Below are 18,882 nucleotides of genomic sequence, written 5' to 3'. Positions count from 1 at the left end.
ACCATTATCTTTTCAACCATCGGAATTAGCAAAGATGGCAACTATAATGATGCTTGGTAAAACACTAGAAGAGATGGATGGAACAATAAATGAGTTGAAAAACTTCTTAAAGATGGCTTTTTACGCTATAGTTCCAGCAGTATTTATAGTAATACAACCAGATATGGGAATGACCATGGTTTTATTTTTTATAGTCGTGGGTATATTTTTCATAGCGGGATTAGATTTAAGAATTATTGGTGGCGGAATTTTATCATTAATATTAGTTGTTGTATTAGCTTGGAATTTAGGGCTAATACAAAGTTATCAAATGAAAAGAGTAACTTCATTTTTAGATCCTGAATCAGATACATCACAATCCGGTTATCAGCTAAGGCAATCTCTTATAAGTATAGGGAATGGTGGAACTTTAGGGTTAAAAGGCTCAGTAACTAAAGAAAATTCAGTAGGTTATGCAGCACAATATGTACCAGAAGTTCAAACTGACTTTATTTTTGCAAGCATAGGAGAACAATGGGGACTAGTAGGAGCAGCATTTTTATTATTGCTTTATGGAATGTTAATTTCGAGAATGATAGCAATAGGAAGAACCGCTAAAGATACTTTTGGTTCAATAATTTGTGTTGGGCTTGTAGCATATTTTCTATTTGCTCTTATGCAAAATATCGGAATGACAATAGGACTTATGCCAATAACAGGTATAACGTTACCTTTACTTAGTTATGGTGGAACATCATTGCTTACTACTGTAATGTCAATAGGTTTGGTTTTAAATGTTGGAATGAGAAGAAAGAAAATATATTTTTAGAAGTGATAGAGTTATAGAAGGAATTAAACCTTTTATAACTCTTTTATTATTTCCTTTCTTAAGTTCTCAAGTGGGGACATATGTTAGGTTTCATTAACTTAGAGTGAAATGAGGTCATAAGTAAATTGGCATATGTTAACTTTTTGCTAAATATAACAATTTAATGATTTGAAATTGTATTATAAATAGCATAAATTTTTAGTATTTAAAATATAAATACAATATTAAGAGTTAGGAGTGAGTTAATGGAAAGATATAGAGAGGAGTATAAAGATTATTATGATAAAATAAGAAGAAAAGTAAAAGGAAAAACACCAGTAAATAATAAGATTAACAGCGCAAGAGAAGATATATATCCAAGTGCTAGAAATGTACAGGATTTTACTTATCGAAGAGGAAGTTATGGTATGAATACAGCAAAAAAGAATATGGGATATATAGATAAGTTCATTCTTAGATTAATATGCACTTTTATATTGTTTTTGGCAGTTTTCACATTAAAAACTGTACCGAATACTGAAGCAAATAAGATTTATAAAATATGTAAGGGTGCAGTTACTAGTAATTTCAAATATGATACTTTACTAGTTGGTATGGAAAAGATGGGAATTGATTATAAAAGTGTATTTAATATTATAGAAGAAAAATATACTGATGTAATGGGCGAAATTAAAGAATTGGAATTATAAATTAAAGGATATTAAAAATAGAAGGTGATTTATAGAGAAGGTAGCAATTTTTAGGGAGATATAAATGAAGAGAGAGGCAAAAAAAATACTTGCAGAAATAATATTAATAATATTAGTTTGCAGTTATAATAGCATGTTTATATTTGCTCTTTTATGGGTATTCTTACATGAACTAGTACACATACTAGTGGCATTAAAGTTTGGTTGCAAATTTTATAATATCGAGCTTCATGTATTTGGAATGAGGGCAGATCTTTTAGATATAGATAGTTTAAAGAGTAGTCAAAAGATATTAGTTTATTTATCAGGAGCACTACTAAATATTTTTCTTGCAATTACTTTCTATACTATTAATATTAGATATAATACTAATTTTATAGAAACGAGTATGAATTTAAACATAGGTTTGGCAATATTCAATTTACTACCTGCATACCCATTGGATGGTTCAAGAGTATTTGAAATTCTTCTTTCAAAGAAAATGTTATTTAAAAAGGCTCAAAAAGTAATTAGTATAATTAGCTATTTTATAGCAATCTTATTTATGGTAATAGCAACTCTTATTTATATATTTCTACATAGTCTAAATATCAGTATGATTATAGGTGCGATAATCATAATATATATTACTAGAATAGAAGAGCACACTACAATGTATATAACTATGGGAAACATAGTTAAGAAAAGAAATAATCTTTTAAAGAATAAATATATAGAAAATAAAACTATATCAGTGTATTACAAGCAGGGGCTTGTTAATGTATTAGCTTTAGTTGATAGAAATAAGTTTAATACATTTTATATTTTAGACGATGATATGAAACTTATCTATATATTAAATGAAGATGAATTAATTGATGCATTAAAGGTTTATGGGAATATGACTTTGGAGGAGTATATAAATCGAAAATAAATTATATATTAGGATAGGATTTATTTATTAATTATTATATGATGAGGAATGGATTTACTTTTTAGAGGCATATATGCTAGAATAGAAAAGATACTGGCTATAGAAAATCAAAGAATGAAAGAATGAAAAAATTAAGGAAAAAAACTTATATGAGAGTTTTAAAATAAAATTGTTAATTTTTTATGGCTGTCTTACGACAGCCATTTTGAATTCTCACTTTAGGAGGAAATATTATGAGAAAAATTACAGATCATATTTTACATAAGGTTGAAAAACCATCGAGATATGTTGGTGGAGAGTTAAACCAAGTAATTAAGAATCCAGAAGATGTTGACATAAGATTTGCATTTTGTTTTCCAGATGTATATGAGGTAGGAATGTCTCACTTAGGAACAAGAATACTTTATCATACAATAAATGAAAGAAAAGATACATATTGTGAAAGAGTATTTGCACCATGGCCAGATATGGAAGCTGAGCTTAGAAAAAATGAAATTCCCTTAATGACTCTAGAAACTAAAGATCCTATTTCAGAGTTTGATATATTAGGATTTACTCTTCAGTATGAAATGAGTTATACAAACATATTGAATATGTTAGATATGGCTAATATTACAATAAGAGCTTCAAAAAGAGGAGAAGATGAACCAATAGTTATGGCTGGTGGGCCTTGTGCATATAATCCAGAACCATTATATGATATAGTAGATTTCTTTGAGATTGGTGAAGGCGAAGAAATAATGAATGAAGTTCTTGATATTTATAAGAAGTATAAAGGTAAGGGAAAGAAACAGGAATTTTTAAGAGAAATATCAAAGATAGAAGGAGTATATGTTCCTTCTTTATATGAAGTTACATATAAAGACGATAAAACAATAAAAGAATTTAAACCTAAATTTGATGATGTTCCAGCTAAAGTTAAGAAAAGAATAGTTAATAATTTTGATAAGGTAGATTTTCCATTAGACATGATAGTTCCATATTCAGAAATTGTACATGATAGAGTTGTTTTAGAAACTTCAAGAGGATGTACAAATGGATGTAGATTTTGTCAAGCTGGAATGATTTATAGACCTGTTAGAGAAAAGACTACTAATACATTATTAGATCAAGCAAGAAAAATGATAGATGCAACAGGATATCAAGAAGTATCTTTAGCATCATTAAGTATTTGTGATTATTCAGATATACAAAATCTTGTAAGCAACTTGATTTTAGAACATAGTAATAAAAATGTAGGGGTAGCACTACCATCTATAAGAGTAGATGCTTTTTCAGTTGATTTAATAAAGGAAATACAAAAGGTTAGAAAGACAGGATTAACTTTTGCACCAGAAGCTGGTTCCCAAAGAATGAGAGATATTATAAATAAAGGGCTTACAGAAGAAAGAATATTAGAAGCTACTAAAAATGCTTTCGAATCAGGATGGAGCACTATTAAATTATACTTTATGATAGGTCTTCCTTATGAAGAGATAGAAGATGCTGCTGGTATAGGTGAGCTTGCAGAGAAAATGGCAAATGTTTATTATGGTATTCCTAAAGAAAAGAGAGCAAAAGGATTAAAAATTACAGTAAGTACATCAATACTAGTACCAAAGCCATTTACTCCATTTCAATGGGCTCCAATGGCTAGACCGGACGAAATTTGGAATAAGATTGATGCAGTAAAAGGTGCAATAAAATCAAGAGCGATAAACTATAACTATCATGAGCAAAAAACTTCATTTATGGAAGCTGTTTTTGCAAGAGGTGATAGAAGAACTTGTGAACTTTTAATTAAGGCTTTTGAAAAGGGAGCTAAATTTGATGGATGGTCAGAGTACTTTAACTTTGATGTATGGATGGAAGCAATGAAGGAATGTAATATAGATGAAGATTTCTATGTATATAGAGATAGAAATTATGATGAAATACTTCCATGGGACTTTATAGATATTGGAGTAAATAGAAAATACTTAGAAATTGAAAATGAAAAAGCAAAAAAGGCAGAACTTACTCAAAACTGTAGAAAAGGTTGTACAGGATGTGGAGTAAATGTGAACTTTAAAGAAGGGAAGTGTTTTGAAGGTGCGTTATGTAATTAAATTCACTAAAGAATCTAGTATTAAATTTATATCTCATTTGGATTTAATGAGAACAATTCAAAGAGTTATAAGAAGAGCAAATCTTCCAATGGAATACTCAAAGGGGTTTAATCCACATATGGCATTATCCATAGCACAACCTTTATCGGTTGGAGTTTATTCTGACTCTGAATATATGGATATAGTTTTAGTTGAAGAATTAGAAGAGCAAGAAATAATAGATAAATTAAATTCTAAAACTGCATCTGGAATTAAATTTTTAAATGCAAGAAAAGTTATAACTAAAGAGGGAGAAAAGAAATTACCTCAAACTATGGCTTTAGTAGATGCAGCTAGATTTACTATAAAGATGATTTGTACAGATTCAAAGATAGTAGAAAATAAAATGGAAGAACTTATTAGTAAGACAGAATGGACTACTATAAAGAAAAGTAAAAAAGGTGAAAAAGAAGTAAATTTAAAGACTATGATAAAAGAAATGAAATATTGGATAAATGATGATGAGCTAGTTTTAAACGTACTAATATCATCAGGAAGTAGAGAACATCTATCGCCAGATTTATTAGCAGAGTATATAAAGAGTAATATTTGTGAAATAGTTGAAGATTCATTTATAGATATGAAGAGAGAAGAAATGTATGTATTAAAAGACGATAAATATATACCAATATATAAATGTATTTAGGGAAGTGTATCTTATGAGAGAAATTTTCATTGAAAGAGATGAACCACTTTTAAGAATTGCTATAAAGGATAATAATGTATTAAGTGAGTGCTTTGTAGAACAGCACTCTTCAGGACCTAAAATGGGAGAAATTTATAAAGGAAGAGTAAAAAATATAATTCCTGCAATAAATTCAATTTTTATAGATATAGGACTAGAAAAAGAAGCATACATGTATTTTAGCAATGAAATTAAAAGTGAAGGAATTAAAAAAGGCGATGATATATTAGTTGAAGTAGTTAAAGAACCAATAAATAACAAAGGTGCTAAAGTAAGCAGAAATATAAGTTTACCAGGGCGATTTATGGTTTTAACTTGTGGTGAAAGAGGAATTAATTTTTCTAAGAGAATTAATAGTACAGAAGAAAAAGAAAGAATATTAAAAATAATTAATGATATAGATGGTTATGGTATAACTATAAGAACAGAAGCAGTTCATGCAAGTAGCGAGGACTTACTAGAGGAAAAGATAAATCTCTTATCTGAATTAGAAACTATTATAAGAAAATTAAGATATAGTTTAAAGTTAGGAAAGGTTTATGGAGAAAATATTATTCTAAATAAAGTTATAAGAGAAAATATAGGGAGCCAATGCAAGATAATCTTAAATCACGAAGAGGACTTAAATGAAGTCAAATCATTAATAGAAAAAAATAGTCAAGTAACTGTAGAAAAATTTGATGGTAGCAGAAGCTTATTTGAGCATTATGGTATAGAAAAGGAAATTTTAAAATTAAGACACAAAAAAGTAGCATTGAATTGTGGGGGAAATATAATAATAGATAAAACAGAAGCTATGTATGTTATAGATGTTAATTCCTCAAAGAACATTAAAGGAAGAAGCTTTAATAAAACAATTTTAGAAACTAACATAGAAGCTGCAAGAGAAATAGGAAGACAAATTAGACTAAGAAATCTTGCAGGTATAATAATTATAGATTTTATTGATATGAGAGACTTTTCACAAAAATCATTAGTTATGGATGCTTTAAAGGATTCTCTAAAACAAGATAAGGGTAATATAAAAATATTTCCATTTACAGAATTAGATCTTGTTCAAATAGCAAGGAAGAGAAGAGGAAAATCAATATATGAATATCTAGAAGAAGAATGTAAAAGATGTAACAATGAGGGTTACGTTCTTAAGTTATCATATATAGAAAAGCTAATAAGAAATGAAATAGTTAAATGCGAAGAAGAAAGTTCAATTAATTCATTTTATATAGAATTAGATAGAAATTATGAGGAAATGGTAAGAGAAGATATTTTCTCATTTTTAACTAATATAAACTCAATAAATAAAGAAATTTACTTGAATTTTATAGATGGAATTGAGGGCTATAAAATAGAACCTTTAATATTTAATAGTCAAAAAGAAAATATAAAAAATTTAAAGGTAAATGCCTATGAAAAATATGAATAAACTTCTTTACAAGCTACATAATAATATGATACAATAGCAAATGTTAAACCGCACATAAGAGGCTTTTATTTAAACAAAGTTAAATCTTTGTACCTCGGTTGGCGAGACCGTAATAAGAGGAGGTGTTTTTAATGTACGCAGTATTATCTACAGGAGGAAAACAATACAGAGTTCAAGAAGGAGACGTAATATTCGTTGAAAAACTTAACGCTGAAGTTGACTCAACAGTTGAATTAACAGAAGTATTAGCAGTTTCAAATGGTGATGCTTTAAAAGTTGGTACACCAGTTGTAGAAGGTGCTAAGGTTGTTGCTAAAGTTGTTGCTCAAGGCAAAGCTAAGAAAGTTACAGTATTCAAGTATAAGCCAAAGAAGGACTACAGAAAGAAAACTGGACACAGACAACCATACACTAAGTTAGTAATCGAAAAAATCGAAGCTTAATTATTATGATTAAAGTAAAGATTTTTAAAAAAGATAATTTATGCCTTGGATTTAAGATAAAAGGTCATGCCTTATCAAGAGCTGAAATAGAGAAAATCGGAGATGCTTATGATATGATTTGCAATTCGGTTTCAGTATTATCTCAAAGTGCTGTAATAGGTATTGAGGAAGTATTAAAGCTAAAAGTTAAGTATGATATAGAAGATGGTTTTTTACATATAAACTTATCTAATCTTAATAAAGAGGATATAGAGAAGTGCCAAGTATTACTTTTAACTTTTGAAAAAAGTATAGAAAGCTTGATACAATCTCTTAAATTAAGTTTTGGAAATGAAAAAGACAGTGAATATATAAGATTGTTGAAAGAGGAGGTGCAATAGTATGTTAATAATGAACCTTCAATTATTTGCCCACAAAAAAGGGGTAGGTAGCTCAAAGAACGGTAGAGATTCTGAATCAAAAAGATTAGGAGTTAAAGCTGCTGACGGGGAGTTCGTTTTAGCTGGTAACATTTTAGTTAGACAAAGAGGAACAAAGATTCATCCTGGAACTAATGTTGGTAAGGGTGGAGATGACACTCTATTTGCTAAAGAAGACGGAATCGTTAGATTTGAAAGAATGGGTAGAGATAAAAAGAAAGTTAGCATTTACCCAGTAAATGTTGAAGAAATAGCAGAATAATATTATTTTTCTAAAAAGCACCCTGTTTTAGGGTGCTTTATTTTGTAAGAATAAAAATGGGCAATTGACAATGAATAATATTTGCCCATTGTACACTGTCAATTGCCCATTAATTAAGGCATCTTCAAAAAATAAATAAGTCAGAATGCTCGTCTATTTTGTGTTATACTGCGTCAACAGAACCCTTAGATAGTGCTACTATCTGCGGATCTGTTTCCTTGTCTAACTCAAAATATACTTCTCATCTTTGACGTATTATTTATTTTCAGATGCCTAATAAGTTAGAAATTTATTTTAGTATGATATAATAAACATTAAGAATAATGAAATAATATAAAGTAAGTACGTGTTTATATTATTAATAATAAATTTAGAAAGATAGGTGATTTTATGTTTATAGATAAGGCCAAAATATTCGTTAAATCTGGAGATGGTGGAAACGGATGTGTCTCATTTAGAAGAGAAAAATATGTTCCGCTTGGAGGTCCAGATGGAGGAGATGGTGGAAAAGGTGGAAGTGTAATATTTGAAGTAGATCCAGGTTTAACTACACTTTTAGACTTCAAATATAAAAAGAAATTTGTAGCTGAAGTTGGTGGTAAAGGTGAAGGCTCAAAATGTTATGGTAAAGATGGAGATGATCTTCATGTTAAGGTACCAATGGGAACAATAATTAGAGACTTTGAAACTAATAAGATTATAGCAGACCTTTCACATAAAGATGATACTTTTGTTATTGCAAGAGGAGGAAAGGGTGGAAAGGGAAATTGTAAATTCTGTACACCAACAAGGCAAGCTCCACACTTTGCAGAGCCGGGTATGCCAGGTGAAGATAGATGGATTACTTTAGAGCTTAAATTACTTGCAGATGTAGGATTAGTAGGATTCCCTAATGTAGGAAAATCAACTTTCCTATCAACAGTAACTGCAGCGAAACCAAAGATAGCGAACTATCATTTTACAACATTAAAACCAAACCTTGGAGTAGTAAAAGCTGAAGGAATGAATGCTTTTGTAATGGCTGATATACCAGGAATAATTGAAGGTGCAGCTGAAGGAGTAGGTTTAGGATTAGATTTCTTAAGACATATTGAAAGAACTAGATTATTAATACATGTAGTAGATATATCTGGAATAGAAGGTAGAGATGCTTTTGAAGATTTTGTTAAGATAAATGAAGAACTTAAGAAATATTCAGTTAAGCTTTGGGATAGACCTCAAATAGTTGTAGCAAACAAAACAGATATGCTTTATGATGAAGAAGTTTTTGAAGACTTTAAGAAAAAAGTAAATGAATTAGGTTTTGATAAAGTATATAAAATGTCAGCAGCAACAAAATCAGGAGTTGAAGAAATAATTAAAGAAGCAGGTAGAATGCTTTCTGAAATTCCGATTAAAGATTTAGAAATAAGTGACGAAGAAAGATTTATACAAGAAGAAAAGAGATTTACATATGATGTATCTATCGAAGATGGAGAAGAAGATAACAAGGTATATGTAGTTTACGGTTCATTTGTAGATAGATTATTAAATTCAGTAAATATCCATGATGCTGATTCATTAAGATATTTCCATAAGGTACTAAGAAACAAAGGTGTTTTTGATAAATTAAGAGAAATGGGAATAGAAGATGGAGATATGGTAAGACTTAACGATTTTGAATTTGAGTATATTTTATAGGAGGATAAATAATGATAACAGGAAAGCAAAGAGCTTATTTAAGAGGGCTTGCAAATAACTTAGATCCAATATTCCAAGTTGGTAAAAATGGAGTAGAGGAAGCTTTTTTAACACAATTAACTGAAGCTTTAGAAGCAAGAGAACTTATTAAAATAAAGGTACTTGAAAATAGTGGTTTAGGAGCTAGAGAAGCATCAAATTACATATGTGAAAAAATTGGATGCGAAGGAATTCAAGCTATAGGAAGTAAAATAGTTTTATATAAAAAATCCTCAAAAAAACCTAAGATAGAAATACCTAATAAATAGAGAAGTTTTATGAAAAAGATTGGCATAATAGGAGGAACTTTTAATCCTATTCATTTAGCACATCTTTATATAGCATATGAAGCTAAATGTCAATTGAATTTAGATAAAGTGATTTTTATGCCAGCAGGAAGCCCGCCTCATAAGAAGAATGAGAGGATTTTAGAGGCTTCCTTAAGGTATAAAATGGTTGAGGAAGCTATAAAAAAATATGAGGATTTTGAAATAAGCAATTATGAAATAGAAAAGAAGGATTTTAGTTATACTTATGAAACCTTAGAATATCTACAAACGAAAGATAATGAATTATATTTCATTACTGGTGCAGATTGTCTTATAAATATAGAAAAATGGAAAAATCCAGATAGAATATTTAAAATTTCTAATTTAGTTGTATTTAACAGACCAGGATATGATAAAGAGCAATTAAAATTACAAAAGAATGAAATTGAGAAAAAATATAACACAAGTATTAACTTTTTAGATATAATGGACTTAGAAATTTCATCATCTATGATAAGAGATAGAATCAAGGAAGGAAAGAGAATTGACTTCTTCATTTCAAAAGAGGTTTTAGATTTTATTAAAAAAAATAATATTTATAATTATTGTGAAAATATTAAAGAGTGATGAAAGTACAATGATATTTAAGGAGAAGATATATGCTTAGTAAAGAAGAAATGAAAAGCTACCTTAAAGAGCATTTAACAGAAAGTAGATATAATCATACTTTAAGTGTGGTTGAAACTGCAATAAGATTAGCGCAGATATATAAGGTAGATAAAAATAAAGCTGAAATAGCAGCATTAGCTCATGATATAGCTAAGAATATGACTATATATGATTTAAAGTCCATTATAGATGAAAATAACATAAAATTATCATATGATGAAGAAAAAACTCCAGAATTATGGCATAGCATTGTTGGCCCTATAGTGGGGAAAAAGATATTTAAAATAGAAGATGAAGAAATATTAAGTGCAATGAGATGGCACACTACAGGAAGAGAAAACATGAGTAAGCTAGAAAAAGTAATTTATATAGCTGACATGATAGAACCAGGTAGAAGTTTTCCAGGGGTAGATTTAATTAGAAAAGAAAGTTTTAATGATTTAGATAAGGGAATTCTTCAAGGATTAACTCATACTATTAAATATTTATTAGATAAGGGTTTTCCTATTGATATAAATAGTATAAAGGCAAGAAATTATTTAGTACTTAACAAATAGTACTAAAATAGATTAAACTATTTAAACTATGAAAAAAATCAGAGAGGAATTAAAGGATGGGTAATAGGAGAGAAGATCTTGAAAGCGTAGAAAGAAAAAGGCCTTCTAGAGAAGAACAGATAAAAAGAAGGAAAATAGAAGCTAGAAAAAGAAAAAAGAAAAGGCAAAGAAGAAGAATCGCTATATCTATATTAACAGTTTTGTTAGTTGCTATACTTGGAACTGCCTTATATATATATAATTTTTTATCAGGGCTAAAAACCAATACATTAGGAACAGGTGTAGCACCAATATCATCACAAGATCCTATAAATATTTTAGTTTTAGGTATGGATATAGGGGATGTAGATAATCAAGGAAATAAATCTGGTAGAAGAAGCGATACTATAATGGTTTTAAATTATAATCCTAATACCAAAAAGGTTCATGTAGTTTCCATACCAAGAGATACTCTTGTAGAAATTGATGCTTATTTAGATAGCGGAGAATATAGAAGGTATTGGAAGATAAATACTGCATATGTTTTAGGCGGAGAAGAAGAAATAAAGACACACGTAGAAGACTTGTTAGATATAAATTTAAATTATATAGTAGAAGTAGATTATACAGCATTTAGAAGCATAGTAGATGCTTTAGGCGGAATAGAAATGAAAATAGAGCAAGATATGTTTTATGATGATGATGGGCAAAACCTTCATATAAACTTTAAAGCTGGCGAAACTGTTTTATTAGATGGAAAAAAAGCAGAAGAGTTCTTTAGATGGAGAAAAAATAATGATGGTAGTGGAGGAGATGAAGGTGATTTAGGTAGAATCAATAACCAACATCAATTCATTAGTAAAGTTATTAATAAAGCTTTAAGTCCAAGTATAGTTTTTAAGGCTCCCAAAATATTAGAAGCCATAAGTCAAAATGTAGATACTAATATCCCAGCTAAGAATTTGATATCTTTAGGTATGAAGATTATGAGATTAAAGCCAGCAGATATTATTATGACAACTCTTCAAGGAGAACCAGAATATATTTATGGAGAATCTTTTTTAATTGCTGATAAAGAAACTAATAGAGAATTAATAAATGCATTAAATGCAGAAAGTACTTCATCAGCCCCAATTATAACATCAGTGAATAGAGAAGAGTTAAAGGTGTTAGTATTAAATGGAACAAAGATAGATGGGTTAGCATCCAGTGCAAGGGATACATTACTTTCACTTGGATATACAAATATAGAAGTTGGAAATACTGACAATATAGAAAAAAGTGTAATAGAAACCGATAATAAGGATTTAAAAGATTTACTAAAAAATGATATTGGCATTGAAAAGTCTGGAAAGATAAGTAAGTCTGAGTATAAAGAATATGATGCTGTAATAGTTTTAGGTAAAGACTATAACTTATTTGGAAACTAAACAGGGCTGTCGCAGAAAGCTATTTATGTAAAAGGTAGAATTGTGCGACAGCTCCTTTTCAATAGGAGGAAAAATGAGTACTATAAAAAAAATTGTTTCAAAAGAATTTGAAGGAAGAAAAATCAGAGAATTTTTAAAAGAGGAACTAGGATTATCTTCTAGGCTAATTAGAAGTGCATCAATAGATAAAAGAATTTTCGTAGATAATAAATCTGTAAAAATGAACTATATACTAAAAAGTAATGAAAAAGTATTAATTGATTTAGTTAAAGAAGAAACACAAAATATAGACCCTGAAAATATACCAATAGATATTATATATGAAGATGAAGATATAATAGTAGTTAACAAAAGTCCCAATATGGTAGTCCATCCAACTAAAAGATATCAAAGTGGTACTTTAGCTAATGCTTTGATGTACTATTTTAAGGAAAGTAACCAAAAATGTATAGTTAGATTAGTAAGTAGACTAGATATGGATACCTCTGGGCTTATTATAGTAGCTAAAAATCAATATGCACATATGGAGTTATCTAAAGAAATGACTTTAAATAATATTGAAAAAAGATACCTTACAGTAGTTCATGGACATATGGCTAAAGAAGAAGGAACTATAGATTTGCCAATATATAGACCAGAAGAAGAAGGGACTATAAGAAGAGTTATTGATGAAAGAGGGCAAAGAAGTATAACTCATTATAAAGTCATAGAAAGATTTAAGGATTCGGATTTAGTTGAATGTTTATTAGAAACAGGAAGAACTCATCAAATAAGGGTTCATTTAAGTTCATTAGGTCATCCAATTTGGGGAGATACACTATATGGGAATGAAGAAGACGGAGAAATTATAAGTAGGCAAGCACTCCATGCATATGGTTTAGACTTTAAATCCCCAAGAACTAAAAAAGAATTAAAGCTTAGAGCTAATATTCCAGAAGATATAGCGAAATTAATAGAATATCTAAAAGAAAAATAAAAAAAGAGTATGCTAAAAAATTATTTTAGCATACTCTTTTTAAAAAGAATTTATTTAAAACTAGGACGGTTTTTTCTAATATTTTTTCTTCGTATTGATAATATTATGTAGCGAATAAGAATAAACAAAACAATTAATACTGCAACAATAACTACAATGCTACTAGGGGTATTAATAAAAGAAGAAAATTTTTCTTCCATCTTAATTTTAGTATTATATTCTCTATCAGCACCACTAATTAAGTCAACTGAAGAAATTGTTTCGCCATTAACATTTATTTTAGCTTTAAAAAGATTTTCTCCCTTAGAGATACTTTGCTTACTAATGTCCTTTTTTAAATAGTCTATAGTGTATGAAGGAATCTTTTCAGCTTTAGATTTTGTATAATATAAATCATCTTTAGCAAGTAAAGGAATAGAAATCTCATCATTAATTTTATATGTATCAAGTACATCATTTTTATTTATAAGTTTTATAGTTTCAAAATTATCAAAGCCATAATCAAATAATGGCCCTATATTTGTATAAAAATTATCCTTATCAGTAGCATTTAAGAAGGCAGATACTAAGAATTGTCCATCTTTCATTGCTGTAGCTGTATATGTATGATTGGCTTCTGGAGTATATCCATTTTTACCAACATAAGCATATTGATAGTAATAAGGTGTATATTCGTTAAATAACTGATTTCTATTTGTAGCCCATTTTTCACTACCATCAGAAAAGGGATGATTAACATATTTGTGAGATTCGGTTTGTGCAATTCTCACATAATCTTCATTTTGATATGCAGCTTTCATTATTAGGGCTAAATCATAAGCTGTAGTAATATGACCATCCTCATGTAACCCACTAGGATTTTTGAAATTTGTATCTAAAGCGCCTAATTCTTTAGCTTTAGCATTCATAAGTTTTGCAAACTCTTCATTAGACCCAGCGACATGTTCAGCTAATGCTTCAGCACAATCGTTTCCAGATTCTAATAAAAGTCCAAGCATAAGTTCTTCAATGGTATAAACTTCCCCTTTAGCTATACCAATAGCAGATCCATCAACTAAGGTTGGCTTCTCACCAATTGTGACTTTATCTGTTAATTTAGTATTTTCAAGAACTACTAATGCAGTCATAACCTTAGTTGTTGAGGCAGGCTCATATTGAGTATGCTCGTTTTTAGAATAAATAACCTTACCTGTTCTTCCATCCATCAATACTGCACCCTCAGAAAAGACTGGAGGCAATTCAGTAGCTTTTACGGCAACAGTAAAAATACTACTTACTAATACAGTGGATAGGAATAGTCTCTTTATAAAATTTACCATATTAAATCTCCCACAATATATTTATTACAATAGATAAAAATATTTTAACAGAAATAAAGACATCATTCTATAATTTATAAATATTTAGAATAAAAATAGTTAAAATTTTAATAAAAAGTTAATAATTAAAATGAGTATTTATCAATTAGAGGTGTTTTATGGATAAAAGAATAGAAAAAATTGTAACTAAAAGAAATATAATTTTATTATTAATTGTATTTTTATGTATAACTACATCCTTCATTTTATATGGGAAAAATAAATCTAAGGTTTTTAAGGATGAATATATGAAAGATATTTTTGTAGATGAAGAAGATGATGTTTATAAAAATGAAAATAGTATTGAAGTTAATACCAAATCCGAAGTAGCTTCAAATAATGAAGAAAAGTCAGTAGCTAATGCAACTAATAAAAATATATTTGTTGAAATAAAAGGGGAAGTAATAAAACCAGATGTATATGAGATTAGTGAAGGGAGCATTATTAGAGATTTAATAAATAAAGCAGGAGGACTGACTAGCGAAGCTAATATAGATAAAATTAATAGAGCGGATAAGCTAAAAGCAAATCAACTAATAATAATACCCAATAAAAATGATTCTCTAAATGTAGGAAGCAATCTTGGAACTGGAGACATATCTGATTCAGTACAAGCAAATGAAGATGAAGTAATAAACATTAATACTGCAACTTTAGAAGAGCTTCAAAAAATAAGTGGAATAGGAGAAGTTAAAGCTAAAGGTATAATTCAATATAGAGAAAAAAATGGAGGATTTAACTCAATAGAAGAAATTAAAAATATAGATGGGATAGGAGAAAAAACCTTTGAAAAGATGAAGGATCAAATTAAAGTATAATATATAAAATTTAGAGGCTACTATATTATAGAAATAATATTTGTGATAAAATTAATTATATAATTATCTATGATAAAGGGGGAAGAAGGGAATGGATATATTTTTAAACACCATTATGAATCTAGGATTAAGTTTGTTATTTGGAGCAGTTGGAATATTAGTTTTAGTAGTTGGATACAAAATATTTGATGCAATTATACCAGCTGATTTTAATAAAGAACTTGAAAAGGGGAATGTTGCAGTAGCAATTTTCTTGGCTGGAGCATTAATTGGAATAGCAATAATAGTATCACAAGTAGTAAAATAAATATAAAATTTATAAAGTATTTTTAATGATAACTTTAAATATGAGCTGGCTTAAATCAGCTCTATTTTTATGTAAAAGTCTATAATAAATTGTGAATTGTTAATTGTGAATTGTGAACTGTTTAGTATGTGGCAGTTATGTGACAGAGACTTTTAAAATAATTTCTTTAATGTTATAATAAAATGAATTTAGGAAAACATACAAAAGACAATAAAAAAAGATCCTAGGGGGGATTAATATGTTAAAAAAGGTTTTACTAATATTAGTTTCTGGAATAATGGCAGCATCATTAGTTTCTTGTGGTAATTCAAAGAAGCAAGAAGTGAGTGAAACTAAAGAACCAGTAAAAGTTGAAGAAAAGGTATTTATAGGCGAAGGTGAATGGGCAAGTGATTATACAAAGGATCAAGTATCTGTACTAAACAGTGAAATTAGTACAAGAATAGAAGATGTGGCTAGATTTTATGACTTAGAATATTCAAAAGAAGAAAAAGTTAAAGAATCAAATGGAGAAACAATAAATGATAATAACATATATGTAGATAATTTAAATCCAGAACCAAATAGAATGGAAAGTATGTACTATGGATTTAAAATGTATGGAGAAGATATGGCTAGTGGAAGCTTAAATTTAAAAATAGGCTTTAAACTAGATGTGGATCAGATAAAAACAGAAGATAAATTTAACTTTGAAGAAACTTCCATAGCAGAATTTTCAGAGGCTATGACTAACAATCCTGACAGAGATTATTCAGAGTTAGATAGCCAAATAAAAGATATAATTATAAATAAAAATGCAGAAGGGACTATAGAAACAAATTTAAATGGGTTAGTAGAAACTATAACAATAAAAGATGATTTCTTATTGTATAAATTAGACTCTAAGAAATATGATTTTAAGAAGTAGTACATATTTAATTTATAATTTAGGAGGATATAAAATTGGTAGATAAAGAAGAAATAGAAATGGTTAATAATGAAGTAGAAACTGGAGAGGTAAATAAAGAAGAAGCAGGTAATTATTTTAAAGACAACAAGATAATTGATGCTGTAGATGAAGACACAATTGCAGAAAATCATAAATCTGGAACAGTAAAAGATCAAGATGGAAAAGTAGTTAAATTTATAAAAAGAGTTTTAGCTACTACTATGGATCAAATAATAACATTGGCACTAGCATTAGGGTTGCTACTATTATTTGATGGAATATTAAAATTAACAGGATTTTATATTGTATCAAGACAACCAATGTTTTTAATAATGTATGTTATAGCAAATATACTTTATACTCCAATTTGTGAATCAACAAAGCTTAAAGGAACTATAGGAAAAAAGACAATATTAAAATAAACTTTAATTAGGAGATAGCATGAGAAAAGGAAGTACAGTACAAGTCAGAATAGATAAAACAGAATTCCCATCTGTTGGAGTAGGTACTCTAGAAGGAAAAACCATATATGTAAAAGGAGCTTTTCCTGGACAATTAGTAAGTGGGAGAGTAAAGAAAAAGAGAGAAAACTTTGCAGAGCTAAAGCTTATGTCAGTAGATGAAAGAGCTGATTATGAAATAGATGCTTCTTGTGAATACTTTGGAGTTTGTGGTGGATGTACATCACAAAACCTAACTTATGATAAACAAATAAATTTATTAAGTGAAGAAGTTAAATCTTTATTTAGTGATGCCAATATACCTATGGGAGATTACCTAGGTGTTGTAGGTAGTAAAGAGCAGTGGGAATATAGAAATAAGATGGAATTCACCTTTGGAGATTTTGAAAAGGGTGGAGAATTAACTTTAGGCATGCACATGAAAGGAAAATCCTTTGGGATCATAACTGTTGATAAGTGCTTAATAGTTGATGAAGATTTTAGAACAATAATAAGAGAAACTGTTAATTATTTTAAAGATAAAGAGTTGCCTTATTATAGAGTTATGAAAAGAGAAGGTTACTTAAGACACCTAGTTATAAGAAAAGCAATAAACACTGGTGAATTAATGGTTAATATAGTTACAACAACACAAATAGATTTTGACTTAACAGAATATGTAGAAATACTAAAAGTACAAGATTACAAAGGGAAATTAGTATCTATATTACATACTGAAAATAATTCCTTTTCTGATGCTGTAATACCAGAAAAAGTAAATTTGTTATTTGGTAAAGATTATATAACAGAAAACTTATTAGGTTTACAATTTAAAATATCACCATTTTCATTCTTCCAAACTAATACAAAAGGGGCAGAAAGCCTTTATAGTATAGTTAGAGATTTTATGGGAGAATCCAATGATAAGGTAGTATTTGACCTTTACTGTGGTACAGGAACAATAGGGCAAATTGCTGCATCAAATGCTAAAAAAGTAATAGGAATAGAACTTATAGAAGAAGCAGTAGAAGCAGCCAAAGAAAATGCCAAACTAAACAATTTAGACAATTGTGAATTCCTAGCAGGAGATGTTACAGAAATAATAAAAACAGTTAAAGATAAACCAGATATTATAATACTAGATCCACCAAGAAGCGGTGTACATCCAAAAGCATTAGAATACGTAATTAAATTTAATGCCAAGGAAATAATTTATGTATCATGCAATCCTAAAACCTTAGTAGAAAACTTAAAGGATCTAATAGATGCAGGATACAAAGTTATACAAAGCACAGTTAAAGATATGTTTCCTAATACACCACATGCTGAGGTAGTTGTTCGACTTACAAGGACCGAAGAGACGAAGTAAGCCGTTTACAACTACCCATGCAAGGATTGCCAAAGAAAGCGAACAAAGTGAAGCTTGATTGGTAGCAATCTACTGCTGAGGTAGTTGTTCGACTTACAAGGACCGAAGAGACGAAGTAAGCCGTTTACAACTACCCATGCAAGGATTGCCAAAGAAAGCGAATGAAGTGAAGATTGATTGGCAGCAATCTACTGCTGAGACGGTTGTTAGGCTAGAGAAGAAATAGGTTGATATCAAAGGCCTTGAAGGTTTTTAAGTAAATATTGAAGTGTGTTTTATGTTACCTCAGACTTAG

The 18,882-nt window shown here is 28.9% G+C and carries 21 protein-coding genes; 20 read left to right on the top strand and 1 reads right to left on the bottom strand.

Translation table 11 applies throughout. The annotated features are described in order from the left end of the window. The 15 genes from AAT22_RS13825 to AAT22_RS13755 all read left to right on the top strand — a co-directional run. On the top strand, positions 1-808 hold an 808-nt coding region (locus AAT22_RS13825), incomplete at its 5' end, for an FtsW/RodA/SpoVE family cell cycle protein (RefSeq protein WP_047001661.1). Positions 809-1,053: 245 nt separating this feature from the next. After that, positions 1,054-1,497: a hypothetical protein gene (locus tag AAT22_RS13820; RefSeq protein ID WP_016207985.1), complete on the top strand. Its 444-nt coding sequence runs from the start codon at positions 1,054-1,056 to the stop codon at positions 1,495-1,497. A gap of 64 nt (positions 1,498-1,561) precedes the next feature. Then, positions 1,562-2,410, top strand: a complete 849-nt coding sequence (locus AAT22_RS13815) for a site-2 protease family protein (protein WP_016207984.1) — start codon at positions 1,562-1,564, stop codon at positions 2,408-2,410. 233 nt (positions 2,411-2,643) lie between these two features. Continuing rightward, positions 2,644-4,497, top strand: coding sequence for a TIGR03960 family B12-binding radical SAM protein (locus AAT22_RS13810; RefSeq protein WP_016207983.1), 1,854 nt, complete (start codon positions 2,644-2,646; stop codon positions 4,495-4,497). Beyond that, a complete protein-coding gene (locus tag AAT22_RS13805) occupies positions 4,481-5,182 on the top strand; it encodes a TIGR03936 family radical SAM-associated protein (RefSeq protein ID WP_016207982.1) in 702 nt (233 codons plus the stop codon). The genes AAT22_RS13810 and AAT22_RS13805 overlap by 17 nt, the downstream gene beginning before the upstream one ends. A gap of 13 nt (positions 5,183-5,195) precedes the next feature. Then, a complete protein-coding gene (locus tag AAT22_RS13800) occupies positions 5,196-6,644 on the top strand; it encodes an Rne/Rng family ribonuclease (protein ID WP_047001657.1) in 1,449 nt (482 codons plus the stop codon). Positions 6,645-6,775: 131 nt separating this feature from the next. Then, complete coding sequence (rplU, locus tag AAT22_RS13795; protein ID WP_008676723.1) at positions 6,776-7,087, top strand: 50S ribosomal protein L21; 312 nt, start codon at positions 6,776-6,778, stop codon at positions 7,085-7,087. 5 nt (positions 7,088-7,092) lie between these two features. Then, entirely contained in the window at positions 7,093-7,467 is a 375-nt protein-coding gene (locus AAT22_RS13790; protein WP_047001656.1) for a ribosomal-processing cysteine protease Prp, read from the top strand. A 1-nt stretch (position 7,468) separates the two neighbouring features. Next, positions 7,469-7,768 carry a 50S ribosomal protein L27 gene (rpmA, locus tag AAT22_RS13785; protein ID WP_008676729.1) on the top strand — a complete coding sequence of 100 codons (300 nt, stop codon included), beginning with the start codon at positions 7,469-7,471 and terminating at the stop codon, positions 7,766-7,768. A gap of 390 nt (positions 7,769-8,158) precedes the next feature. After that, positions 8,159-9,448: a GTPase ObgE gene (gene obgE / locus AAT22_RS13780; protein ID WP_047001655.1), complete on the top strand. Its 1,290-nt coding sequence runs from the start codon at positions 8,159-8,161 to the stop codon at positions 9,446-9,448. Between the two features lie 11 nt (positions 9,449-9,459). Next, positions 9,460-9,756 (top strand): YhbY family RNA-binding protein, encoded by a 297-nt coding sequence (locus AAT22_RS13775; RefSeq protein WP_016207978.1) that lies wholly within the window; start codon positions 9,460-9,462, stop codon positions 9,754-9,756. A 9-nt stretch (positions 9,757-9,765) separates the two neighbouring features. Continuing rightward, positions 9,766-10,383, top strand: coding sequence for a nicotinate-nucleotide adenylyltransferase (gene nadD, locus AAT22_RS13770; protein ID WP_047001654.1), 618 nt, complete (start codon positions 9,766-9,768; stop codon positions 10,381-10,383). Between the two features lie 32 nt (positions 10,384-10,415). Then, positions 10,416-10,982, top strand: a complete 567-nt coding sequence (gene yqeK, locus AAT22_RS13765; RefSeq protein WP_016207976.1) for a bis(5'-nucleosyl)-tetraphosphatase (symmetrical) YqeK — start codon at positions 10,416-10,418, stop codon at positions 10,980-10,982. A 56-nt stretch (positions 10,983-11,038) separates the two neighbouring features. Next, positions 11,039-12,391: an LCP family protein gene (locus tag AAT22_RS13760; RefSeq protein ID WP_016207975.1), complete on the top strand. Its 1,353-nt coding sequence runs from the start codon at positions 11,039-11,041 to the stop codon at positions 12,389-12,391. Positions 12,392-12,464: 73 nt separating this feature from the next. Then, positions 12,465-13,367 carry an RluA family pseudouridine synthase gene (locus tag AAT22_RS13755; protein WP_047001653.1) on the top strand — a complete coding sequence of 301 codons (903 nt, stop codon included), beginning with the start codon at positions 12,465-12,467 and terminating at the stop codon, positions 13,365-13,367. Positions 13,368-13,417: 50 nt separating this feature from the next. Here the strand turns inward: AAT22_RS13755 and AAT22_RS13750 are convergent, their stop codons facing one another. Then, a complete protein-coding gene (locus AAT22_RS13750) occupies positions 13,418-14,686 on the bottom strand; it encodes a D-alanyl-D-alanine carboxypeptidase family protein (protein WP_016207973.1) in 1,269 nt (422 codons plus the stop codon). A 158-nt stretch (positions 14,687-14,844) separates the two neighbouring features. Here AAT22_RS13750 and AAT22_RS13745 point away from each other — a divergent pair, with 158 nt between their 5' ends. From AAT22_RS13745 to rlmD, 5 genes are all read left to right on the top strand, one after another. Then, entirely contained in the window at positions 14,845-15,543 is a 699-nt protein-coding gene (locus AAT22_RS13745; RefSeq protein WP_047001652.1) for a helix-hairpin-helix domain-containing protein, read from the top strand. Positions 15,544-15,634: 91 nt separating this feature from the next. After that, positions 15,635-15,850: a DUF350 domain-containing protein gene (locus tag AAT22_RS13740; protein ID WP_016207971.1), complete on the top strand. Its 216-nt coding sequence runs from the start codon at positions 15,635-15,637 to the stop codon at positions 15,848-15,850. Positions 15,851-16,088: 238 nt separating this feature from the next. Continuing rightward, complete coding sequence (locus tag AAT22_RS13735; protein WP_047001651.1) at positions 16,089-16,757, top strand: hypothetical protein; 669 nt, start codon at positions 16,089-16,091, stop codon at positions 16,755-16,757. A gap of 35 nt (positions 16,758-16,792) precedes the next feature. After that, a complete protein-coding gene (locus AAT22_RS13730; RefSeq protein ID WP_047001650.1) occupies positions 16,793-17,200 on the top strand; it encodes an RDD family protein in 408 nt (135 codons plus the stop codon). Between the two features lie 19 nt (positions 17,201-17,219). Further along, positions 17,220-18,587, top strand: coding sequence for a 23S rRNA (uracil(1939)-C(5))-methyltransferase RlmD (gene rlmD, locus AAT22_RS13725; RefSeq protein ID WP_047001649.1), 1,368 nt, complete (start codon positions 17,220-17,222; stop codon positions 18,585-18,587). The last annotated feature ends 295 nt before the right edge of the window (positions 18,588-18,882 follow it).

The sequence above is a fragment of the Clostridium sp. C8 genome, assembly GCF_001010885.1.
In the GTDB taxonomy this organism is placed as follows: Bacteria; Bacillota; Clostridia; order Clostridiales; family Clostridiaceae; genus Clostridium; species Clostridium sartagoforme.
This window is presented reverse-complemented; position numbering and strand designations above follow the sequence as displayed.

Coding starts and splice junctions, on each gene's coding strand:
- AAT22_RS13740 (WP_016207971.1), top strand. CDS start 15,635: ATGGATATATTTTTAAACACCATTATGAATCTAGGATTAAGTTTGTTA.
- AAT22_RS13820 (WP_016207985.1), top strand. CDS start 1,054: ATGGAAAGATATAGAGAGGAGTATAAAGATTATTATGATAAAATAAGA.
- rpmA (WP_008676729.1), top strand. CDS start 7,469: ATGTTAATAATGAACCTTCAATTATTTGCCCACAAAAAAGGGGTAGGT.
- rlmD (WP_047001649.1), top strand. CDS start 17,220: ATGAGAAAAGGAAGTACAGTACAAGTCAGAATAGATAAAACAGAATTC.
- AAT22_RS13815 (WP_016207984.1), top strand. CDS start 1,562: ATGAAGAGAGAGGCAAAAAAAATACTTGCAGAAATAATATTAATAATA.
- AAT22_RS13750 (WP_016207973.1), bottom strand. CDS start 14,686: ATGGTAAATTTTATAAAGAGACTATTCCTATCCACTGTATTAGTAAGT.
- AAT22_RS13735 (WP_047001651.1), top strand. CDS start 16,089: ATGTTAAAAAAGGTTTTACTAATATTAGTTTCTGGAATAATGGCAGCA.
- nadD (WP_047001654.1), top strand. CDS start 9,766: ATGAAAAAGATTGGCATAATAGGAGGAACTTTTAATCCTATTCATTTA.
- AAT22_RS13790 (WP_047001656.1), top strand. CDS start 7,093: ATGATTAAAGTAAAGATTTTTAAAAAAGATAATTTATGCCTTGGATTT.
- obgE (WP_047001655.1), top strand. CDS start 8,159: ATGTTTATAGATAAGGCCAAAATATTCGTTAAATCTGGAGATGGTGGA.
- AAT22_RS13775 (WP_016207978.1), top strand. CDS start 9,460: ATGATAACAGGAAAGCAAAGAGCTTATTTAAGAGGGCTTGCAAATAAC.
- yqeK (WP_016207976.1), top strand. CDS start 10,416: ATGCTTAGTAAAGAAGAAATGAAAAGCTACCTTAAAGAGCATTTAACA.
- AAT22_RS13745 (WP_047001652.1), top strand. CDS start 14,845: ATGGATAAAAGAATAGAAAAAATTGTAACTAAAAGAAATATAATTTTA.
- AAT22_RS13755 (WP_047001653.1), top strand. CDS start 12,465: ATGAGTACTATAAAAAAAATTGTTTCAAAAGAATTTGAAGGAAGAAAA.
- rplU (WP_008676723.1), top strand. CDS start 6,776: ATGTACGCAGTATTATCTACAGGAGGAAAACAATACAGAGTTCAAGAA.
- AAT22_RS13810 (WP_016207983.1), top strand. CDS start 2,644: ATGAGAAAAATTACAGATCATATTTTACATAAGGTTGAAAAACCATCG.
- AAT22_RS13760 (WP_016207975.1), top strand. CDS start 11,039: ATGGGTAATAGGAGAGAAGATCTTGAAAGCGTAGAAAGAAAAAGGCCT.
- AAT22_RS13800 (WP_047001657.1), top strand. CDS start 5,196: ATGAGAGAAATTTTCATTGAAAGAGATGAACCACTTTTAAGAATTGCT.